A 21,060-nucleotide genomic window follows, 5' to 3' on the forward strand; every position below is an offset into this window, starting at 1 on the left:
GGCGGGGAAAGGGGGGGTCAGTGTCCCCCGCCCGCGACGAGCTTGTCGAGGTCGATGCCCTGCCGCCGCAGGATGCCGGGCGTGCGTGCGGCGTAGAAGGCGAGGTAGGCGAAGCAGGCGACGCCGACGAGGAAGCTCATGTGGATGCCGCCGGTATCGGCCAGCCAGCCCTGCAGCAGGCTGACCAGGCCGCCGCCCATGATCATCATCACCAGCAGGCTGCTGCCCTGCCCGGTGTTGCGGCCCAGGCCGGTGATCGCCAGGGCGAAGATGCATGGCCACATGGTGCTGCAGAACAGGCCGACGCTGACGAAGGCGATGACGCTGGTCATGCCGGTGGTCGCCATGCCCACCAGCAGCGCGGCGATGCCGCAGATCGAGAAGTAGAGCAGCATCCGTGCCGGGTTGCCGCGGCTGGCGAACGTGGCCGCGACCATCAGCACGATCACCGCCCCGTACAGCAGGAACTGCATCACCGAGTAGCCGGCGATGGTGTTGACCGCCAGGAAGACGCCGAACGCCAGGTAGGGCAGCAGCAGGGTCAGCACCAGCTTCACCGAGGGCGAGGCGTTGAATGCGCCCGCGGCACCCGCCCAGCGCCCGATCATCAGGCTGGCCCAGTACAGCGAGACGAAGGGCGCGATCATCGAGGTGTTGAGCCCGAGGCCGCCCTGCTCGACCGGCAGCTTGAGATAGGCCGGCAGGTTGGCGATGGTCGCCACTTCGACCCCGACGTAGACGAAGATCGCGATCATGCCCAGCGCGAGCTGCGGGTAGGCGATCGCGGACCTGCGGTGCGCCAGCCGGGTCGGGTCCGCGGCCTCGTCCTCGGCGATCGCGTCGAGGTCGATGCGGTTGGGGACCGAAGAAAACTTCAGGAAGACCGCGACCAGCACGAAGGCCGCGCCGAGCACCAGGTAGGGCGTCTTGACCGATTCGATGCTCGCCTCGGTGCCGCCCGCGGCGACGCTGCCGAAGATCGCCAGGCTCACCAGCAGCGGGCCGATGGTGGTGCCGAAGTTGTTGACGCCGCCGGCCATGGTCAGCCGCTGCGCCCCGGTCGCCGGGTCGCCCATCATGATCGCCAGCGGGTTGGCCGCGATCTGCTGCAGCGAGAAGCCCAGGCCGACGATGAACAGGCCCGAGAGCATCAGCCCGAACGAGGCGGTGTTGGCCGCCGGATAGAACAGCAGCGTTCCCACCGCCGAGATCAGCAGGCCCAGCGAGATGCCGTTCTTGTACCCGATGCGGTTGAGCACGTCCGCGCCGATCAGGCGGGAGACGAGGAAATAGATGATCGAGCCGACCGTATAGGCCACGTAGAACGCGACCGCCACGTACTGGCTCTGCGCCTGGGACAGGTGGAAGGCGTTCTTGAAGACGGGAATCAGGATCTCGTTGCTGGCGGCGACGAAGCCCCAGAAGAAGAACACGGTGACGAGCACGCCGAACTGCGACCAGCGGGTCTGTTGGGTGGCCATGGGGTCCTGCCGTTGCGGTGGGTGGGCGGAAGGCAAATGGCGGCGGCCGGACTCCCCATCCGGCCGCCGCCTGTCCCGCGTACCGTCGCCGCAGCGCGCCTCTCCTCGCACTGCCGCGCCGGGTACGGCGACGCAACGCTTGTACGGGCTCGTGACAACGTTGTCAAACTTTTCCACGGAAACGACCGCAGGTCCTTCCCGGGCGCCTGGATCGGGGGCGATTCCGATGCGCTGCAACATGCCCGCGCGGGTGTCCCCGGCGGGGCGCTTGGCAGCCGCGCGGCACGTCGCTAACCTCCGCGCTCTTTTCCTGTGCGCCCGCCCATGTCCTTGCCCACCACGTCCACTCCCAGCCTGCGTCCCCTTGCCTGGGTGATCTTCGGTTCGCGATGGCTGCAGCTGCCCCTGTACCTGGGCCTGATCGTCGCGCAGTGCGTGTACGTGTTCCTCTTCATCAAGGAGCTCATGCACCTGGTGCAGGACGCGAACTCGCTGACCGAGCAGGGGATCATGCTGCTGGTGCTGGGGCTGATCGACGTGGTGATGATCTCCAACCTGCTGGTGATGGTGATCGTCGGTGGCTACGAGACCTTCGTGTCGCGGCTCGGGCTGCAGGGCCATCCAGACCAGCCGGAATGGCTGAGCCACGTCAACGCCAGCGTGCTGAAGGTGAAACTGGCGATGGCGATCATCGGCATCTCCTCGATCCACCTGCTCAAGACTTTCATCGCCGCCGGCGAAGTGGGCGGCCCGCTGTGCGGGTCGGGCGAGTACATCGACGCGCTCGCCGCCCATGCGCGGGCGGTCGCGGACGGACTGACGCTGGCCGCGCCCGCCTGCACCAGGGTGACCGCGGCCGGCGTCATGTGGCAGTCCATCATCCACGGCGCCTTCATCCTCTCGGCCATCGGCATCGCCTACACCGACAAGCTGATGACCGGCAGCAGCGCAAGCGCGAGCACGCGGCGCACTGAGCCCGCTGCTCACTGACAGGGCAGGCGCGGTCCGCCTGCCGGGGCGTCCACCGGGCTTGCCCCGTGGGACATACGAGGGCGCATGGTGCGCCGTGCCGCGAAAACCCCGCGCAGTCGGCGTCTTTGCGCGACCGTTGCCCGGGTAACGACTGCGCTGTCATGCGGTGCACAGGACATTGCTGCACCGCAAAGTGACACCCCGCGTAACGCCGTGTTATCAAATCGCCGCGCACATGTTAGCGCTAACAATAATAACAACCGTAACGGCATGGAAGCTGGAAGCCTCGTGCAACACGCGGCGGGTGTCCCGAACCGGGACGCGGGTCGCAAGGCGGGGCGTTGGGAATGAAGAGGGTCTGTTGGAAAGCGTGCCGCGCTTGCGGGGCACGCGGCCCGGAGGAAGGGCGCAACGTCGCAACACCTACTGAATTCATGATCAACGGGGAGGGCAGTCGAATGAAGGTGAATCGAACCTGGAATTTCGGCACTGGCGTGGCCGCCCGGCCGCGGCGTGCGGCGACGCGCTTTTCTTCGCTCTAAAACAGTGCTGAGGACATATCCATGAACAACAAGAAGTTGAGGGGATTGAAGTCGAAGGCCATGTTCACCTTCGTGGGTGGCGTGCTCGTCATCAATCCCGTATTCGCGCAGGACCCGGCACAGAACGAGCCGGTGGCCCAGCAGACCCAGGCCGCTGCCCAGGACGCCTCCACGCTCGACACGATCGTGGTGACCGGCCTGCGCAACAGCCTCGAGAATTCGATGGGGATCAAGCGCGACACCTCGGGTGTCGTCGACGCGATCAGCGCCGAGGACATCGGCAAGTTCCCCGACACCAACCTGGCCGAATCGCTGCAGCGCATCACCGGCATCTCGATCGAGCGCCGCAACGGCGAAGGCGCGCAGATCACCGCGCGTGGCTTCGGTCCGGGCTACAACATGGTGACGCTCAACGGGCGCCAGATCCCGGGCGCGGACGCGTTCGGCAACGGTGACGCCGTCACCGGCGGTACGGGCGCGGGCACCCGCGGCTTCAACTTCGCGCAGCTGGCGTCCGAGGCGGTCAGCGGCATCACGGTCTACAAGACCGGCCGCGCCGATGTGCCGAGCGGCGGCATGGGCGCCACGGTCGACATCCTGACCAGCCGTCCGTTGAACCTGCCTGCGGGGCTGACGTTCAACGCCGGTCTCAAGGCGGGCTCCGACCAGTCCCAGGTCCTCGGCGACAGCATCACGCCGGAGCTTTCCTCGATCATCAGCTTCGCCAGCGCCGACAAGCGCTGGGGCGCCAGCCTCAGCACCAGCTTCCAGCAGCGCAAGGGCGGTGAGATCCAGGCGACCGAGAACGAATGGCGCGTCCAGCGCTGGACCGGCGCTCCGTCGGGCTGGGGCAACCGGGTCGAGGTCGTGAACGCGCCGGCGGAAGGCTCGCTCTACGCGATGCCGGCCGACCTGCGCTATGCATTCTCTGATTTCGAGCGCCAGCGCATCAACGCCCAGGGCGTGCTGCAGTTCGCCCCGACCGACGCGGTCACCCTGACCCTCGACTACACCCACTCGACCAACGAGATCGCCGAGAACCGCGGCGAAATGACCCAGTGGCTGCAGCAGGGGCCGTTCACGCGGATCGAGTTCGACACGAACGGTCCGGTCGCTACGCCGACCTACATCCGCGAGATCGTGGAAACCAAGGACTTCGGCTACGAGCAGCAGCGCCAGGAGCAGAAGTACAAGCTCGACTCGATCGGCTTCAACGCCGTCTGGCAGGCGACCGACCGCCTGAGCTTCGAGTTCGACGCGCATCGCACCGAGAACAAGAGCCTGCCCAACGATCCCATCACGGGTGCCAGCTCGACCGCCTTCTCCTTCGCCGGCACCAGCGCCTGCCAGTCCGCGGGCGGCCCGTACTGCGGCGGCAACTGGGCGCAGGAGTACTGGTTCAACACCGGGCTGCCGATCATGGCCCGGACCTGGTACCCGGCTTCGCCCAACTCGGACGACGCGTTCAACAACGTCAACGGGGTGGTCAATCCGGAGTTCCCGCCTGAGCAGGTGGGTACCCAGATCCAGCGCATCTGGTACTCGCGCCAGGACAGCAAGATCGAACAGGGCCGGATCGACGGCGCGTTCGACTTCGACAACGGCCGCCTGTCGTTCGGCGTCGATTCGTCCAAGGTGACGATGCGCCGGCTGACCTCGAACGACAACCAGCAGGTGCTGGGCAACTGGAGCGTCAACAACGTCGGCGAGGAGCCGGGCTTCCAGGACCTGATCCGTCCGATCAACATCGCGGGCCTGTTCGACGACTTCAGCACCAACGGCGCGCCGCAGAACGCATGGTGGGGCAATGCCAGCCAGCTGGCGCAGTGGGCCACCGGCTTCTACGGCACTCCGTCGAACTTCAACGGCCAGTACAACAACGACAACACGATCGAGGAGAAGACCAGCGCCGCCTACGTGCAGTACGAGTTCGACGGTGAGCTCGGCGCGATGCCGTTCAATCTCGTGCTGGGCGCGCGCTACGAGCAGACCGATCTCAGGTCGGTTTCCTCGCTCCAGGTTCCGCAGTCGATCAACTGGAACGGCGACAACGATTTCGCGATCACGCCGTCGTCGGAACAGCAGCCGTTCGCGGAGGAGGCCGAGTACAGCTACTGGCTGCCCAACCTCGATTTCAGCCTGGACTTCACCAGTTCGCTGAAGGGGCGTGTGTCGCTCAGCCAGACGATCGCGCGCGCGCCGTACGGCAACCTCTACTCCGGCCCGACCGCGAACGCTCCCAACGGTTCGGTGCTGCTTGGCTTCCGTGCGGGCGGCAACGCGCAGAACCCCCGCCTGCTGCCGCTGGAATCGGACAACATCGACGTGGCGCTGGAGTGGTACTTCGCTCCGGCCAGCTATATCTCGTTGACGTACTTCGACAAGCGGGTCAACAACTTCATCGGCAACAGCCAGGTGCAGGAGAACCTGTATGGCCTGCGCGATCCCACTGGAGGACCGGACGCCCAGGCCGCGCTCGCCTTCCTGAACAGCCCGGAGTGCGATGCGCAGATCGCGGCTAACGGCGGCGGTGGCGTGAACGCATGCCTCGCCAACCCGGTAGCGCTGTTCACCGCCGTGGCGCTGCTGCGCAACGCCGATGTTACCGGCGGCCTCGGGGCCTACACCGGTACCCAAGCCCAGTTCGAGGCGATGGAGCAGCTGGTCCGCCAGCCTGGCCGGGCGATCATCGGCGAGCCGGACGACCCGCTGTACATGTTCAACGTCAACCGTCCGCTCAACCAGCAGAAGGCCAACATCGACGGCTTCGAGCTGGGCAGCCAGTACTTCTTCGGCGACAGCGGGTTCGGCATCCAGGCCAACTACACCAAGGTCAATGGTGACGTGGGCATCGACGATGGTGCGGCGCCTGGCGTCAACCAGTTCGCGCTGACCGGCCTGAGCGATACCGCCAACGTCGTGTTCATGTACGAAAACTTCGGCTGGACCGCTCGACTCGCCTGGAACTGGCGCGACGAGTACCTGATCTCGGCGAACAACCAGGCCGCGACCAACCCGTTCTACGTCGAGGAGTACCAGCAGTGGGACCTGAGCGTCACCAAGCAGCTGGATGACAACTGGACGGTGGGCTTCGAAGCGATCAACCTGACGGGCGAGGATGTCCGCTGGCGCTCGCGCAACGAGCTGCAGATGGTCCGTCTGCTCGACCAGAGCCCGCGCTACATGGCGGCGATCCGCTACACCTTCTGACGCCGAACCTCTCCAAGGCCCAGAGGGTGTGAACGGTGGGGCCGTTGCCTGGTGCAACGGCCCCTTTTTTTGCTTGCGACGCGTCTCGATTTCCGGGCGCGGCGGGGGCATGATTGGCACGAGGGCCGTGTGTCGGTGCGGCCGCATCCATCAAGCGGCGCGGCGCGAGGGCGCGGCGCTCCCGGAGCTGAAATGTCGCAGTACCAGTTGCTCGATAACCTGACCCACAAGGATTTGCGGGTCCTGACCCACTTCGGCACCGATCTCGGCGATCCCACCGGGCTGGTCCCGGTCTGGCCGACCGAGTTCGCCGAGGTGCAGCGCGAGTACCCGATCTTCTTCCGCAAGGACGAGGAGGGCGTTTTCCAGGCAGTGGCCCTGCTCGGCTTCGACGGGGGCGAGAACCTCTACATCGAGGGCGAGCGCTGGAACGCCACCTACCTGCCCGGCGCCATTGCCCGCGGCCCGTTCCTCATCGGCTTCCAGGAGGAGCGGGTTGGCGGCGAGTTGCGGCGCGAGCCGGTCATCCACGTCGATCTCCAGCACCCGCGCGTGTCGCGCGACGGCCGCGGCGCGCCGGTGTTCCTGCCCAAGGGCGGCCACAGCCCCTATCTTGACCACGTGATTACCGTGCTTCGCGGCATCAACGACGGCACCGGCGCGGCTACCGCCATGTATGCCGAACTCGACGCACTCGGCCTGTTCCAGTCCACCGAACTCGAAGTGCAGTTCGACGACGAGCACGGCGCGCGCCTGACCGGCCTGTACGCGATCGACCGAGAGCGCCTGGCTGCACTCGACTCCGAGCAACTGCACCGGCTGCACCGCTCCGGGCTGCTCGAGGGGATCTACCTGGTGCTGTCTTCGCTGTACAACATGCGGCGCCTGATCGCGGAGAAGCAGCGACGTCTGCGCGCCGAAGCTGGACCGGCGCAGACCGCCTGAGGATGGACGCTGCGCCCGACAGCGTGCGCACGATCCACGGCTGCAGGCCGGACGCGCTGCCGCTGCCGGAACTGTTGGCCGGCGGCGAGCCCGTGCTGCTTCGGGGATTGGTGCACGACTGGAGCCTGGTTGGGGCGGGTCGCGAATCGCCCAGGGCGGCCATCGATCACCTGCTGGCGCACTACAACGGCCGCCCGCTGCCCTATTCGTGGGGACCTCCGGAGACCGCGGGGCGGCCGTTCTACAACGCCGGCTACACGCAGCTCAATACCGAGGCGCGGCGGGGCCAGCTCGACCAGGTGCTGGAGGAGATCCACGCGCACCTGGCCGACGCCCGGCCGCCGACCCACTACGTGGCCTCTGTGCCGGTCGATAGCGTCCTGCCGGGCTTGCGCGCGGCGAACGACCTGGATTTCGGCTCGCATGGCATCGAGGCGCCGCCGGCGATCTGGATCGGCAACCGCACCACGGCGTCCTGCCACTACGACGCGCCGGACAACATCGCCTGCTGCGCGGTCGGCCGGCGTCGGTTCACGCTGTTCCCGCCGGACCAGATCCACAACCTGTACCCCGGGCCGCTCGAACCCACGCCCGGCGGGCAGGCGGTGAGCCTGGTGGACTTCGACGCGCCCGACTTCGAACGCTTCCCGCGGTTCCGCGACGCGCTCGCGCATGCACGGAGCGTCGAGCTCGAGCCTGGCGATGCGATCTACATCCCCAGCATGTGGTGGCACCACGTGCAGGGGCTGGAACCGTTCAACATCCTGGTCAACTACTGGTGGAACAGCGTGCCGGCCTGGATTCCCACGCCCATGCACGCGCTGCACCACGCGATATGGTCGATCCGGGACAGGCCCGAGCGCGAGAAGCAGGCCTGGCGCGAGGTGTTCGAGTACTACGTATTCGGCCCGGCCGGACGCGCGGGGGAGCACCTGCCAGGGGAGGCGCGCGGCGTGCTGGCGCCGTTCGACGAGGCAGCGGCCCGGCGAATGCGCGCCTGGCTCATCGCGCGGCTCAACCGGTGACCGACGTGCCGGGAGGGCGCATGGGCGCAGCGAGGGTTCGCAAAGTCGTCATCGTGGGGGGCGGAACTGCGGGCTGGATGGCCGCCGCGGTGCTCTCGCACCAGTTCCGCGATCTGCTCGAGATCACTCTGGTGGAATCGGAACAGATCGGAACGATCGGGGTGGGGGAGTCCACCATCCCGCCGATCAGGCGCCTGCATCAGTTGCTGCAGATCGACGAACGCGAGTTCATGCAGGCCACCTCGGCCAGCTTCAAGCTCTCGATCTCCTTCGAGGACTGGCTGCGTCCGGGGCGGCAATTCTTCCATCCTTTCGGCTACACCGGAATCGGGACCTGGGCGTGCGAGTTCCACCAGTTCTGGCTGGCCGCGCAAAGCCGGGGCGTGCAGGCCCCACTGGCGGACTTCTGCATGGAGGCGGTGGCCTCCCGCGAGCGGCGTTTCCTGATCGGCGGCCAGCAGGACGCCAGCGCCGGCGCGTGGTCTACGCGGATCGCGCCCGTGTCCGCGCCGCCCGGCCGCGCTGCACTTACCTACGCCTACCACCTGGACGCCGGGCTTTACGCGCGATTCCTGCGGCGTTTCGCCGAAGGCCACGGGCTGCGGCGCATCGAGGGACGGGTCGGCGAGGTGGTCCTCCACCCGGAGTCGGGATGGGTACAATCGCTGCTGCTCGACGACGGTCGCCGCATCGACGGCGACCTGTTCATCGACTGCAGCGGTTTCCGTGGACTGCTGATCGAACAGGCCCTGCAGACCGGTTACGAGGATTGGACGCACTGGCTGCCCTGCGATCGCGCGGTGGCGCTGCAGACCCGGCTGGAAGGCCCCGCGGTTCCGTACACGCGCGCGATCGCCCACGAGGCAGGATGGCGCTGGCAGATCCCGCTCCAACACCGCATCGGCAATGGCTGGGTGTACTCCAGCCGACACATGTCCGACGACGAAGCGCGCCGCCGCCTGCTGCGGGAAGCCAGCGGGACGCCGATCCGCGATCCCGTGGTTGTGCCCTTCACCACCGGCCGCCGGCGCCTTGCGTGGAACCGGAACGTGGTGGCGATGGGGCTGTCGAGCGGATTCGTCGAGCCACTCGAGTCCACCAGCATCCACATGGTGGCCTCCGCCGCGGTGCGCCTGGTGCAGATGTTCCCGATGGAGGGCATCGTCCCGGAGATGGTCGCGCGCTACAACGCCATCAGCTGCCATGAAATGGAAGACGTGCGGGACTTCATCATCCTGCATTACCACGCCACCGCGCGCGACGAGGGGCTGTGGCGGGAGTGTCGCGAGATGGCCATTCCCGACTCGCTGGTCGAGCGCATTGCTCTGTTCCGGGAACGCGCGTACGTCTGGCAGGACGAGGACGACCTGTTCCGCACCGACTCCTGGCTGCACGTGATGCTCGGGCAGGGCATCGTGCCGCGCCAGTTCCATCCATTGGCGCTCGCGCTGCCCGAGGCCGAGATGCGGCGCCTGTTCGAGACCGTGCGCAATCCGATTCGCGCGGCGGTACAGGCGATGCCATCGCATTCGGAGTTCGTCCGGCAGTATTGCCCGGCGGACGCCTCGATCTGGGCGCCATTGGAGTCGCGCGGCTTGCCGGCGGGTAGTGGGGTCGCGCCGGGTTGTACGACAGCAGGGAAACACTGACATGGGGGCGACAGAGTTGGACGAAGCGAAGCGCGGGATCCGAAGGGTAGTCATTGCAGGCGGCGGCACGGCGGGCTGGGTGGCGGCGTGCGCGTTGACGCACCAGTTTCGCGAGCTGCTCCAGGTCACCCTTGTCGAGTCCGAACAGATCGGCACAGTCGGCGTGGGCGAATCGACCATCCCCACCATCACCACCTTCCATCGGCTACTCGGCATCGACGAGCGCGAGTTCATGAGCTCGGTGGCGGCGAGCTTCAAGCTGTCGATCTCGTTCGAGAACTGGCTGCGCCCGGGCCAGCGGTACTTCCATCCCTTCGGCCTCACCGGCTTGGGAACATGGGCCTGCGAGTTCCACCACTTCTGGCTCGAGAGTCTGCGCCGCGGCATGCGCTCGGAGCTCGGCGATTTTTGCCTGGAAACGGTGGCCTCGCGGCTGGACCGGTTCTCGCTGCCGGGACACCAGAAGGCGGATGCGCAGCAATGGTCGACGCGCTGGGACAGGCGGGCGATGGCGCCCGAGCGGCTTGAGGTCAACTACGCCTACCATTTCGACGCCGGTCTGTACGCTGCCTACATGCGCGAGCGCGCCGAGCGCCAGGGGCTGATGCGGGTGGAGGGCAAGATCCGGCAGGTCCGCCAGAACCCGGACACCGGCTTCGTCGAAGCGTTGGTGCTGGAGGACGGCACGGTGCTGGAGGGCGACCTGTTCATCGACTGCACCGGCGGGCGGGCCGTGCTCAGCGAACAGGCGCTGGGCACCGGTTACGAGGACTGGAACCAATGGTTGCCGAGCAACCGCGCCGTAGCGCTGCAGACCGAAGCCGACGGCCCGGCGGTACCTTACACCCGGGCCATTGCGCACGAGGCGGGCTGGCACTGGAAGATCGCGCTTCAGCACCGGATCGGCTGCGGAATCGTGTTCTCCGACGCGCACCTGTCCGATGACGAGGCCACGGCGAAGCTGCTGGCGGCCAACCCGGCCAAGCCATTGCGCGAGCCGTGGATCATTCCGTTCCGTACCGGCCGCCGGCGCAAGGCCTGGAACAAGAACGTGATCGCGCTCGGACTGGCCAGCGGCTTCATCGAGCCGCTGGAGTCCACGAGTATCCACCTTACGCTCAGCGGAGTGGCGAGGCTGTTGAAGCTGTTTCCGGCCGAAGGCATCGACGAGTCGATGGTGCAACGCTACAACGAGGTCAGTCGCGCGGAGATGGAGCATGTGCGCGACTTCATCATCCTGCACTACCATCTCAACCAGCGCGACGAGCCCATGTGGCAACAGGTCCGGCACATGGAACTGCCGCCGAACCTCGCCCACCGCATCCAGATGTTCCGCGACCGGGCCCACGCGCTGCAAGGCGAGGACGACCTGTTCCGGCTCGATTCCTGGACGCACTGCATGCTGGGCCAGGGAGTCGTGCCGAAATCACATCATCCGCTGACCCGCGCGCTGCCCGACGACGCCATGCAGCGGTTGTTCGACGGCATCCGCCAGCCGATCGAACGTGCCGTGGCCGCGATGCCCAGCCACCAGCAGTTCCTGGACAGCTACTGCAAGGCGCCTCCCTCTGCGTGGGAGACGATGTACGAGCGGGCCCGGGCGCACGCGCGGATCACGGGCAGGATCGCAGGCACTGGCGGCGACCTGGCCACCTGATGACACGATGCTGATCCAACCGCATCCCGGCTTGCGGCTGCAAGCGCGTCGCATCGGCGCCGAAGGCGCGCCGCTGCTGGTCATCGACCAGGCGGTCGCCGACCCCGACCGCCTGGTGCGCAAGGCCGCGCGCGGACATTTCACGCCGCAGGGCGCGATGTTTCCCGGCCTGCGGATCCGCGCGCCGCTGTCGTACGAGGTGTTCCTCGAGCGGCTGCTGCGGCCGCTGCTGGAACCGCATTTCGGCCTGTCCGCGCGCAGCCGGCTGGCCTTTCCGATGTGCCATTACTCGCTGGTGACCACGCCACCGGAGCGGCTCGACCCCCTGCAGCGGGTGCCGCACGTGGATTCGGTGCAGTCCAATGGCCTGGCCACGGTGCACTACCTGTTCCGCGGCGACTGGGGCGGCACGGCCTTCTACCGCCATCGCGGTACCTGCTTCGAAGTGGTCGACGATTCCCGCAGCGAAGCCTACTTCGCGCGCCTGCAGGACGAGGTTGCGCGCGAGGACGCCACCGGGCCGGGTTATATCAACGGCGACTCGCCGCTGTTCGAGCGGGTCGACAGCGTGGACGGGGTGTACAACCGGCTGGTGGTGTACCGGCGCAACTCCCTGCACTCGGGCAACATCGACAGCGCCCGGGTGCCGCCGGCGGACGCGCTTGCCGGTCGGCTGTCGATCAACAGTTTCATCGACGTGTTCGAGCGCGCGGCCTGAACGGGGCGGGCGCCGGCGCGCGGCGCTGAACCGGCTTGCGACCGCCGTCGCGCCGCGTATCCGGCCCTGCGACGGGGGCTCGCCTACAATAGGCGCATGGATGTTTCCCACCTGCTCGATGGGCTCAACCCGGCCCAGCGCGAGGCCGTGTCCGCGCCGCCCGGCCATTACCTGGTCCTGGCGGGCGCCGGCAGCGGCAAGACCCGCGTCCTGACCCACCGCATCGCCTGGCTGCACGAGGTGGTGGGCGTGCCCGTGCACGGCATTTTCGCCGTCACCTTCACCAACAAGGCCGCCGCCGAGATGCGCCACCGCATCGACGCCCAGCTGCGCCACGGCGCGCGCGGGCTCTGGATCGGCACCTTCCACGGGCTGGCCCATCGCCTGCTGCGCCTGCACTGGCACGACGCGAAGCTGCCCGAAGGCTTCCAGATCCTCGACAGCGACGACCAGCTGCGGCTGGTCAAGCGGGTGGTCCAGCAGCTGGAGTTCGACGAGGCGCGCTTCCCGCCGCGGCAGATCGCCTGGTGGATCAATGCGCAGAAGGACGAAGGCCGCCGGCCGCAGCACATCCAGTCCGGCGGCGACGAGTGGTCGGAGGTGATGCTCAAGAGCTACGTGCTCTACCAGGAGCGCTGCGACCGCGCCGGCCTGGTGGATTTCGCCGAGATCCTGCTGCGCGCGCACGAGCTGCTGCGCGACAACCCGCCGCTGCTTGCGCACTACCGCCAACGCTTCGGGCAACTGCTGGTGGACGAGTTCCAGGACACCAACGCGATCCAGTACGGATTCGTGCGCCTGCTGGCCGGCGAGCGCGGGCAGGTGTTCGTCGTCGGCGACGACGACCAGTCGATCTACGGCTGGCGCGGGGCCAAGGTCGAGAACATGCAGCGCTTCCTGCGCGACTATCCCGGCGCGCAAACCATCCGCCTGGAGCAGAACTACCGCTCCAGCGCCAATATCCTCGGCGCGGCCAACGCGGTGATCGCGCACAACCCCGAGCGCCTGGGCAAGCAGCTGTGGACCGACAGCGGCGAAGGCGAGCCGATCGACCTGTATGCGGCCTACAACGAGATCGACGAGGCGCGCTTCGTCATCGAGCGCATCACGCAGTGGGTCCGGGACGGCGGCAGCCACGGCGACTGCGCGATCCTCTACCGCAGCAACGCGCAGTCGCGCGCGTTCGAGGAGACCCTGCTCGCCGAGCAGATCCCCTACCGCGTGTACGGCGGCGTGCGCTTCTTCGAGCGCGCCGAGGTCAAGGACACCCTCGCCTACCTGCGCCTGGTCGCCAATCGCGCGGACGACGCCGCGTTCGAGCGGGCGGTCAACACGCCCGCGCGCGGGATCGGCGAGCGCACCCTCGACGAAGTGCGCCGGCAGGCGCGCGCCAGCGGCATCGCCCTGTGGGAAGCCTCGCTGCGGGTGCAGCAGGCCGGCGCGCTGCAGGCGCGTGCGCGCAATGCGCTGGCCGGTTTCCACGCGCTGGTCGACACGCTCGAGGCCGAGGTCGCCGACCTGCCGCTCAAGGACAAGATCGACCACGTGCTGCAGCGGTCGGGGCTGCGCGTGCACTACACCAACGAATCCAAGGGTGCGGCGGATTCGCGCGTGGACAACCTCGACGAACTGGTCTCGGTCGCCTCGCGCTTCGTGAAGGGCGACGAGGACGACGCGGCGCAGCTGAGCGAACTGGTCGCCTTCCTCGCCTACGCCTCGCTCGAGGCCGGGGAAGGGCAGGCCCAGGCCGGCGAGGATGGCGTGCAGCTGATGACCCTGCACAGCGCCAAGGGCCTCGAGTTCCCGCTGGTGTTCCTGGCCGGCATGGAGGAAGGCCTGTTCCCGAACGCGCGCTCGATCGAGGAGAGCGGGCGGCTGGAGGAGGAACGCCGCCTGGCCTACGTCGGCATCACCCGTGCGCGGCAGAAGCTGGTGCTCAGCTATGCCGAGTCGCGTCGGCTGCACGGACAGGACATGTACGGCGTGCCCTCGCGCTTCCTGCGCGAGATTCCGTCCGGCCTGCTCAACGAGGTCCGCCCCCGGGTGCAGGTGTCGCGGCCGGCCTTCGCGCCGCAGCCGCGGCGGGACTGGGGGCATGCCTCGCTCGACCAGTCGCCCGGCCTGAAGATCGGCCAGTCGGTGGTGCACGCGAAGTTCGGCGCCGGCATCGTTACCGACCTCGAGGGTGGCGGCGCGCATGCGCGCGTGCAGGTGAACTTCGAGGACGCGGGCAGCAAGTGGCTGGTGCTGGCCTACGCCAACCTCACCGCCGCGTAGTCCGCGGCGGCGACCGCGGACGGCGCGTCAATCGCGCAGGCGGAAGCCCGGCGATTCGTCCAGCGTGCCGTCGCCCCGCAGCACGGCGTGGCGCTTGCCTTCGCGGTCGAACACCACCGGCACCGGGTCCTGGAAGATCGGCCTGCGCACGAAGCCCAGCGTCCAGCCGAAGAACTCCAGCGTCCGCAGCGCTTCCAGCTGCGCCGGGGTGAGTCCCTCGCGCAGCACCTGTGGGTCGTCGACCGGTGGTCCGCGACGTTCGCGTGGGGACATCAGCGGCTTCATGCGGGCGCAGTCTGCGTGCCAGGCGCTGCACGCGGTGTGAAAGCAGCCGGATGCGAGGTTGCGCCGCGCAACTGCGGTCCGGGCGTCGGGATGGCGGTCGCGCCGGAGTCACGCGCCATCTGCAACACTCCTTGCCAGGGGTGCCGGCGCGAGCTGCGGCATCATGCACCGCATCCCCATTCCAGACAGGGCAAGGAGGACGCGATGCAGGTGGCAATGATCGGCCTCGGGCGCATGGGCGCCAACATGGCGCAGCGCCTGCAGCGCGGCGGCCACGCGGTGGTGGGTTACGACCCATCGCCCGGGGCGCGCGAGGGGCTGGCCGGGATGGGCATCGGCACGGCCGACTCGCTCGAGGCGCTGGTCGCTGCGCTCGCTGTCCCACGCGCGCTGTGGATGATGGTGCCCGCCGGCGAGCCGGTCGAGGCGACGATCGCGGCGCTGCAGCCGTTGCTGTCGGCCGGCGACGTGCTGGTCGACGGCGGCAACTCCAACTATCTCGACAGCCAGCGTCGCGCGGCGGCGCTGCAGGCGCTCGGAATCGGCTATCTGGACGTGGGCACCAGCGGCGGCGTCTGGGGACTGGCGGAGGGCTACAGCCTGATGGTCGGCGGCGATGTCGAAGCGGCGGCCCGGCTCTCGCCGCTGTTCGAGGCGCTGGCGCCCACGCCGACCACGGGCTGGGCTCACGTCGGTCCCAGTGGTGCCGGCCATTACGCCAAGATGATCCACAACGGCATCGAGTACGGAATGATGCAGGCCTATGCCGAAGGCTTCGCCATCCTCGAGCGCCGCCAGGACCTGATCCCCGATCTCGCGGGCCTGGCCGAGCTGTGGCGGCACGGCAGCGTGGTGCGCTCCTGGCTCCTCGACCTCACCGCCGGGGCGCTGAAGGACAATCCAGGGCTGGAGGGCATCGCGCCCTGGGTGCCCGACTCCGGCGAAGGCCGCTGGACCGTCGCCGAGGCGATCGCGCTGGACGTGCCCGCGCCGGTGATCACCCAGTCGCTGATCGAGCGCCTGCGCTCGCGCCAGGACAACGCCTACGCCGACCGCCTGCTGGCGGCGATGCGGGGGGCCTCCGGCGGCCACGGGGTCAAGCGCGGCTGAGCGGCGCCGGCCTGCGCTGGATCAATGCAGGCGTCTGTCCGGGGTGGTTCCATGGAGCCTTCCCCGAGCGCGGAGGTTATCCATGTACACCCATCTCCTGATCGCGAGCGACGGTTCGGAACTGGCCGGAAAGGGCCTGGATGCGGGACTGGCGCTGGCCGCGGCCCTGGGCGCCAGCGCCACGCTGGTCACCGTGTCGGACCCTTGGCAGGCGGTGATGGCCGCCGAACCCTCGGGCATGGCGCTGGGCGCTGAACTGCGCGAGGAGCAACGCCGGGAACGCGAGGCCCAGGCCCAGGCGATCATCTCCCGGGCGCGTGCGAAGGCCGAACGGGCCGGCGTGGCGCTCGAGGCGGTGTACGTGCCCGAGCGGCTTGCGGACGAGGCGATCCTCGAGACCGCCCAGGCCTGCGGCGCCGACCTTATCGTGATGGCCTCGCACGGCCATCGCGGCCTGCGCAAGCTGCTGCTGGGCAGCCAGACCCAGTCGGTGGTCAGCCGCGGCCACCTGCCGGTGCTGGTGGTGCGCTAGGCGCGCGGATCCAGCGCGAGCGCGCGGCCGCTGGCGGCGCTCTCGCGCCCGGCTTCCAGCACGCGCATCACGTCCAGCGCCTCGGCCAGCGTGACCGGCGCTGCGGCGATGCCCGTGATCGCATCGCGCATCGCCGCGTAGCAGGCGCGATAGTCGCCGGGCGGGGCCGGCGCTGTGCGCTCGCGCGCCTGCCCGTCCGCATCCACCAGGACCAGGGTGCCCGGGCGTGGATCGGCGCCCCAGCCGGGGGCGCCCGGGATGCGGCCGGCGCGCAGGTCGGCCTCCTGCCCGTCCAGGCCGTGCTTGATGAAGCTGCCTGCGGTGCCGTGCACCGCAAAGCGCAGCGAGCCCCCGGCCACCAGCGCGCCGGCGTGCAGGAACGCGCGCAGGCGCGGATAGCGCAGCACCACGTGGAAGAAGTCGTCGACCTGCGCGCCTTCCCGCTGCGGCGCGATGTCGGCCTGCACCGACAGCGGCAGCCCGAACAGCTGCAGGACCTGGTCGACCAGGTGGGGTCCCAGATCGAACCACAATCCCGCCCCGGGGCCCGGCCGTTCGCGCCAGCGGTCGGGCACCTGCGGGCGGAACCGGTCGAAGTGCGAGTGCAGTTCCGCGACCTCGCCGAGCGTGCCGGCCTCCACGAGCGCGCGCAGCGCCAGGAAATCCGCGTCCCAGCGCCGGTTCTGGAACACGCTGGCGATGCGTCCGGCGGCAGTCGCCGTCGCGGCCACCTCGCGCGCCTCATCGAGCGTGGTGGCGAAGGGCTTGTCCACCAGCACGTGGCGCCCGGCGCGCAGCGCGGCGATCGCCAGCGGCGCATGCACCGCGTTGGGCGCGGCGATGACCACGAGATCGATCCCGGGCGTGGCGAAGGCCTCGGCCGGGTCGGCCAGCACCCGGGCCTGCGGGAAGTCGGCATGCACGCGGCCAGGGTCGCTGGAAACCACCGTATGCAGCGCCAGGCCGGGCGTATGCGCGATCAGCGGCGCGTGGAACACGCGCCCGGCATACCCGTAGCCGACCAGCGCGACCTGCAGCGGCGCGGTCATGGTGCCTCCACCCGCAGGCGTGCGTGGATCACCAGCCGAACAGCTTGAAATAGGTCTGCGGCGGATTGTCGCCCTCGCGGGTCGACAGCACCTGCCCGTCGCGCACGTACAGGTAGTAGCCGGGACCGCGCACGGGCTGCACCTGGACCACGCGCAGTTCGCCGGCGACGCGGTATTCGGTGATCACGTCGCCGTTGGCTTCGGTACGGACGTTCTCCTCGGCACCGGGCGGGATGTCCACCGCGGGCGGTGCGCCGGTGCTCGCACAGGCGCCCAGCGCCAGCAGCGCGGCGAGCAGGAAGGGCGTGGGCAGGCGGCTGGCGTGCATGGCGGTCGTCCGGCTTGGCGGGAGGTCCATTATGCGCGGCGGCGGTGGCGTCCGCGCGGATGCACGGCCCGCACGCGCCCCTGCGCCGTGAACCGGGGCCTGCCGCGGGCGCGTAGAATCGGTGCGATGCCAAGACTCGTGCTGATCGACGGATCCTCCTACCTGTTCCGCGCCTTCCATGCGCTGCCGCCGCTGACCAATGCGGACGGCGAGCCCACCGGCGCGCTGTTCGGCGTGGTCAACATGTTGCGCGCCACGCTCAAGGAGCGGCCCGACTATGCGGCCTACGTGGTCGACGCCAGCGGCCCGACCTTCCGCGAACAGATGTATCCGTTGTACAAGGCCAACCGCCCGCCGATGCCGGACGACCTGCGCGCGCAGGTCGAGCCGATGTGCCGGATCGTGGAAGCGCTGGGCTTCACCATCCTGCGCGAGCCGGGGGTGGAGGCCGACGACGTGATCGGCACGCTGGCGCTGCAGGGTGCGGCGGAAGGCATCGACGTCACCATTTCCACCAGCGACAAGGATTTCGCGCAGCTGGTGCGCGAACCGGCGCCAGGCCAGGGCCTGGTGGAACTGGTGAACACCATGACCGGCAGCCGCCTGGACAGCATCGAGGCCGTGATGGCCAAGTTCGGCGTCCGGCCCGACCAGATCGTGGACATGCTGGCGCTGATGGGCGACAGCGTGGACAACATTCCCGGCGTGGCCAAGTGCGGCCCGAAGACCGCCGCGAAGTGGCTGGCCGAACACGGCACGCTGGACGCGGTGATCGCCGCTGCCGACGCGGTGAAGGGCAAGATCGGCGAAAGCCTGCGCGAGGCGCTGGGCCAGCTGCCGCTGAGTCGCCAGCTCGCCACGATCCGCACTGACGTCCCGCTGCCGGTCACGCCGCGCACGCTGGCGCTGCGCGAGCGCGACATCGAGTCGCTGCGCGAGCTGTACGCGCGCTACGGCTTCAACCAGGCCCTCAAGGAACTCGATGGCGGCAGTGCCGCCGACGCCGTCGAGAAGGAGCCGGGCCGTGCCCGCGGCAGCGGCCGCTATGCCGCACCGGTGGCCGAGGACGCGCCGCCGCCCGATCCCGCGCTGTCCGCCCCCGGCGAATACGAAACCGTGCTCGACGCCGACCGCCTGGCCGCTTGGATCGGCATGCTGCGCGAGGCCGGCTGCTTCGCGCTCGATACCGAAACCGATTCGCTCGATCCGCTGCGCGCCAACCTGGTGGGGATCAGCTTCTCGGCCGAGGCCGGCCGCGCCGCCTATGTGCCGATTGGCCACGACTATCCCGGCGTGCCCACGCAGCTCGACCGCCAGTCCGCGCTGGACGCGCTGCGTCCGCTGCTCGAGGACGCGGGGGTGCGCAAGATCGGCCAGCACGGCAAGTACGACCTGCACATCTTCCGCCGGCTGGGCATCGAGGTGCGCGGCTACGCCGAGGACACGATGCTCGAGAGCTTCGTGCTCAACTCCAGCCAGCGCCACGACATGGACTCGCTGGCCAAACGCCTGCTGGGCTACGACACCGTGGCCTACGAGGCGGTCGCGGGCAAGGGTGCCAAGCAGATCCCGTTCAACGCGGTCGCCATCGACGACGCGACGCGCTACGCGGCCGAGGATGCCGACATCACCCTGCGGCTGCACGGGCAGCTGTCCGCGCAGCTGCAGGCGACGCCATCGCTGCAGGCGGTGTATCGCGAGATCGAGATGCCGCTGGTGCAGGTGCTGGCGCGGATCGAGGCCAACGGCGTCATGGTCGATGCGGACGAACTGCGGCGCCAGACCGCCGACCTGTCGCGGCGCATGCTCGCAGCCCAGCAGAAGGCGACCGAGCTGGCCGGGCGCAGCTTCAACCTGGACTCGCCCAAGCAGCTGCAGGCGCTGCTGTTCGACGAACTCGGCCTGCCGGCGCTGGTGAAGACGCCAAAGGGTCAGCCCAGCACCAACGAGGAAGCGCTGGAGGCGATCGCCGACCAGCACGAGTTGCCGCGGGTGATCCTGGACTACCGCGGCCTGGCCAAGCTGCGCAGCACCTATACCGAGAAGCTGCCGGAGATGATCAATCCGGCCACCGGCCGGGTGCATACCAGCTACCACCAGGCCGGCGCCGCCACCGGCCGGCTGGCCTCCAGCGATCCGAACCTGCAGAACATCCCGATCCGCACCGAGGACGGCCGCCGGATCCGCAAGGCCTTCGTCGCCCCGCCGGGGCGGCGCCTGGTGGCCTGCGACTATTCGCAGATCGAGCTGCGGATCATGGCCCACCTGTCGGGCGACGCGGGGCTGCTGGAGGCGTTCTCGGCCGGCGCCGACATCCATCGGGCCACCGCCGCCGAGGTGTTCGGCCGCCGCCTCGAGGAGGTCACCCCGAACGAGCGCCGCGCGGCCAAGGCGATCAACTTCGGCCTGATCTACGGCATGGGCGCCTTCGGCCTGGCCCGCAACCTGGGCATCGGGCGCGGCGAGGCCCAGGAGTACATCGCGACCTACTTCTCGCGCTACCCGGGCGTGCGCGACTACATGGAGCGCACCCGCCAGCAGGCGCGCGAGCAGGGCTACGTGGAAACGGTGTTCGGCCGACGGCTGTACCTGGAATACATCCAGCGCGGCAACCAGGCCCAGCGCGCCGGCGCCGAGCGCGCGGCGATCAATGCGCCGATGCAGGGCACGGCCGCGGACATCATCAAGCGGGCCATGGTCGACATCGACGGCTGGCTGGCCGGGCAGGGCGGCGCGGCGCAGATGATCCTGCAGGTGCACGACGAACTGGTGTTCGAAGTCGACGAGGGTTTCGTGGAGGCCCTGCTGCGCGAAGTGCCCCGGAGAATGGCTGCAGCGGCGGAACTCCGTGTTCCGCTGGTGGTCGATTCCGGGGTCGGCGCGGACTGGGACGAGGCCCACTGAACCGCCGGAAGTCATGCTTCGAGCATTTTCGTGACCCGTGCCTCGGATGCATGCAACGACCGCTCGTCGGAACAAGTAAACGCGGGCTGAATTCGTCCAGCGCGCTAGCGCTATCTTCACGAACTCTCAATGTTGGTGGTGGTCATATAGCTCGCGACAGATGCAAGGTCTGTCGCTGATCTTCTCCCATCCCCTGGAGCAGATCCGGAACGTAAGACTTCTCCCCGAGTCCCGTTCCCCGAGCCCCGCCGGCCCCCCCTGCCTGCGGGGCTTTTTTATGCCCCGGCTCTCCGGGCCGGCAGGGCCCCGGATCCATGCGGCCGGCAGATCCGGCAAGTCGCGGTTCGCCGATCGACCGTACAGCTTTCCCGCTGCA

Annotated in this window: 15 protein-coding genes; 11 read left to right on the forward strand and 4 right to left on the reverse strand. The window is 68.8% G+C overall.

Annotated elements, in window-relative coordinates; translation table 11 throughout:
* Positions 1–17: 17 nt before the first annotated feature.
* Positions 18–1,481 (reverse strand): MFS transporter, encoded by a 1,464-nt coding sequence (locus ACFQ2D_RS06265; RefSeq protein WP_280942981.1) that lies wholly within the window; start codon positions 1,479–1,481, stop codon positions 18–20.
* A 324-nt stretch (positions 1,482–1,805) separates the two neighbouring features.
* Between ACFQ2D_RS06265 and ACFQ2D_RS06270 the strand changes: the two genes are divergently transcribed.
* From ACFQ2D_RS06270 to uvrD, 8 genes are all read left to right on the forward strand, one after another.
* Complete coding sequence (locus ACFQ2D_RS06270) at positions 1,806–2,471, forward strand: TIGR00645 family protein (protein WP_280942982.1); 666 nt, start codon at positions 1,806–1,808, stop codon at positions 2,469–2,471.
* A 545-nt stretch (positions 2,472–3,016) separates the two neighbouring features.
* Positions 3,017–6,205, forward strand: a complete 3,189-nt coding sequence (locus ACFQ2D_RS06275) for a TonB-dependent receptor (RefSeq protein ID WP_280942983.1) — start codon at positions 3,017–3,019, stop codon at positions 6,203–6,205.
* Positions 6,206–6,397: 192 nt separating this feature from the next.
* Positions 6,398–7,150, forward strand: a complete 753-nt coding sequence (locus tag ACFQ2D_RS06280; RefSeq protein ID WP_280942984.1) for a SapC family protein — start codon at positions 6,398–6,400, stop codon at positions 7,148–7,150.
* A 2-nt stretch (positions 7,151–7,152) separates the two neighbouring features.
* The gene (locus ACFQ2D_RS06285) at positions 7,153–8,175 is read left to right on the forward strand and encodes a cupin-like domain-containing protein (RefSeq protein WP_280942985.1); all 1,023 of its coding nucleotides are present in this window, start codon (positions 7,153–7,155) and stop codon (positions 8,173–8,175) included.
* Between the two features lie 20 nt (positions 8,176–8,195).
* Complete coding sequence (locus ACFQ2D_RS06290; RefSeq protein ID WP_280942986.1) at positions 8,196–9,824, forward strand: tryptophan halogenase family protein; 1,629 nt, start codon at positions 8,196–8,198, stop codon at positions 9,822–9,824.
* A gap of 16 nt (positions 9,825–9,840) precedes the next feature.
* Entirely contained in the window at positions 9,841–11,481 is a 1,641-nt protein-coding gene (locus tag ACFQ2D_RS06295; protein ID WP_280942987.1) for a tryptophan halogenase family protein, read from the forward strand.
* 7 nt (positions 11,482–11,488) lie between these two features.
* Positions 11,489–12,199 carry a DUF6445 family protein gene (locus ACFQ2D_RS06300; protein ID WP_280942988.1) on the forward strand — a complete coding sequence of 237 codons (711 nt, stop codon included), beginning with the start codon at positions 11,489–11,491 and terminating at the stop codon, positions 12,197–12,199.
* Positions 12,200–12,295: 96 nt separating this feature from the next.
* Positions 12,296–14,476, forward strand: coding sequence for a DNA helicase II (gene uvrD / locus ACFQ2D_RS06305; protein ID WP_280942989.1), 2,181 nt, complete (start codon positions 12,296–12,298; stop codon positions 14,474–14,476).
* Positions 14,477–14,503: 27 nt separating this feature from the next.
* On the opposite strand, the gene ACFQ2D_RS06310 is transcribed toward uvrD, so the two are convergent.
* Positions 14,504–14,749, reverse strand: coding sequence for a hypothetical protein (locus ACFQ2D_RS06310; protein ID WP_280942990.1), 246 nt, complete (start codon positions 14,747–14,749; stop codon positions 14,504–14,506).
* A 216-nt stretch (positions 14,750–14,965) separates the two neighbouring features.
* Here ACFQ2D_RS06310 and gnd point away from each other — a divergent pair, with 216 nt between their 5' ends.
* Positions 14,966–15,871 (forward strand): phosphogluconate dehydrogenase (NAD(+)-dependent, decarboxylating), encoded by a 906-nt coding sequence (gnd, locus tag ACFQ2D_RS06315; protein WP_280942991.1) that lies wholly within the window; start codon positions 14,966–14,968, stop codon positions 15,869–15,871.
* Positions 15,872–15,953: 82 nt separating this feature from the next.
* Positions 15,954–16,403, forward strand: a complete 450-nt coding sequence (locus tag ACFQ2D_RS06320; RefSeq protein WP_280942992.1) for a universal stress protein — start codon at positions 15,954–15,956, stop codon at positions 16,401–16,403.
* Here the strand turns inward: ACFQ2D_RS06320 and ACFQ2D_RS06325 are convergent.
* Together ACFQ2D_RS06325 and ACFQ2D_RS06330 are read right to left on the reverse strand one after the other, a co-directional pair.
* Positions 16,400–17,452, reverse strand: a complete 1,053-nt coding sequence (locus ACFQ2D_RS06325) for an oxidoreductase (RefSeq protein WP_280942993.1) — start codon at positions 17,450–17,452, stop codon at positions 16,400–16,402. The genes ACFQ2D_RS06320 and ACFQ2D_RS06325 overlap by 4 nt on opposite strands.
* 28 nt (positions 17,453–17,480) lie before the next feature.
* Positions 17,481–17,780 carry a DUF2782 domain-containing protein gene (locus ACFQ2D_RS06330; protein WP_280942994.1) on the reverse strand — a complete coding sequence of 100 codons (300 nt, stop codon included), beginning with the start codon at positions 17,778–17,780 and terminating at the stop codon, positions 17,481–17,483.
* A gap of 126 nt (positions 17,781–17,906) precedes the next feature.
* Here ACFQ2D_RS06330 and polA point away from each other — a divergent pair, with 126 nt between their 5' ends.
* Positions 17,907–20,684, forward strand: a complete 2,778-nt coding sequence (polA, locus tag ACFQ2D_RS06335; RefSeq protein WP_280942995.1) for a DNA polymerase I — start codon at positions 17,907–17,909, stop codon at positions 20,682–20,684.
* Positions 20,685–21,060 lie beyond the last annotated feature (376 nt).

The sequence above is a fragment of the Luteimonas composti genome (assembly GCF_042678665.1).
In the GTDB taxonomy this organism is placed as follows: Bacteria; Pseudomonadota; Gammaproteobacteria; order Xanthomonadales; family Xanthomonadaceae; genus Luteimonas; species Luteimonas composti.

What these genes read in the sequence shown, in the direction of transcription:
- ACFQ2D_RS06265 (WP_280942981.1), bottom strand. Translation starts at nt 1,481, where the DNA reads ATGGCCACCCAACAGACCCGCTGGTCGCAGTTCGGCGTGCTCGTCACC.
- ACFQ2D_RS06270 (WP_280942982.1), top strand. Translation starts at nt 1,806, where the DNA reads ATGTCCTTGCCCACCACGTCCACTCCCAGCCTGCGTCCCCTTGCCTGG.
- ACFQ2D_RS06275 (WP_280942983.1), top strand. Translation starts at nt 3,017, where the DNA reads ATGAACAACAAGAAGTTGAGGGGATTGAAGTCGAAGGCCATGTTCACC.
- ACFQ2D_RS06280 (WP_280942984.1), top strand. Translation starts at nt 6,398, where the DNA reads ATGTCGCAGTACCAGTTGCTCGATAACCTGACCCACAAGGATTTGCGG.
- ACFQ2D_RS06285 (WP_280942985.1), top strand. Translation starts at nt 7,153, where the DNA reads ATGGACGCTGCGCCCGACAGCGTGCGCACGATCCACGGCTGCAGGCCG.
- ACFQ2D_RS06290 (WP_280942986.1), top strand. Translation starts at nt 8,196, where the DNA reads ATGGGCGCAGCGAGGGTTCGCAAAGTCGTCATCGTGGGGGGCGGAACT.
- ACFQ2D_RS06300 (WP_280942988.1), top strand. Translation starts at nt 11,489, where the DNA reads ATGCTGATCCAACCGCATCCCGGCTTGCGGCTGCAAGCGCGTCGCATC.
- uvrD (WP_280942989.1), top strand. Translation starts at nt 12,296, where the DNA reads ATGGATGTTTCCCACCTGCTCGATGGGCTCAACCCGGCCCAGCGCGAG.
- ACFQ2D_RS06310 (WP_280942990.1), bottom strand. Translation starts at nt 14,749, where the DNA reads ATGTCCCCACGCGAACGTCGCGGACCACCGGTCGACGACCCACAGGTG.
- gnd (WP_280942991.1), top strand. Translation starts at nt 14,966, where the DNA reads ATGCAGGTGGCAATGATCGGCCTCGGGCGCATGGGCGCCAACATGGCG.
- ACFQ2D_RS06320 (WP_280942992.1), top strand. Translation starts at nt 15,954, where the DNA reads ATGTACACCCATCTCCTGATCGCGAGCGACGGTTCGGAACTGGCCGGA.
- ACFQ2D_RS06325 (WP_280942993.1), bottom strand. Translation starts at nt 17,452, where the DNA reads ATGACCGCGCCGCTGCAGGTCGCGCTGGTCGGCTACGGGTATGCCGGG.
- ACFQ2D_RS06330 (WP_280942994.1), bottom strand. Translation starts at nt 17,780, where the DNA reads ATGCACGCCAGCCGCCTGCCCACGCCCTTCCTGCTCGCCGCGCTGCTG.
- polA (WP_280942995.1), top strand. Translation starts at nt 17,907, where the DNA reads ATGCCAAGACTCGTGCTGATCGACGGATCCTCCTACCTGTTCCGCGCC.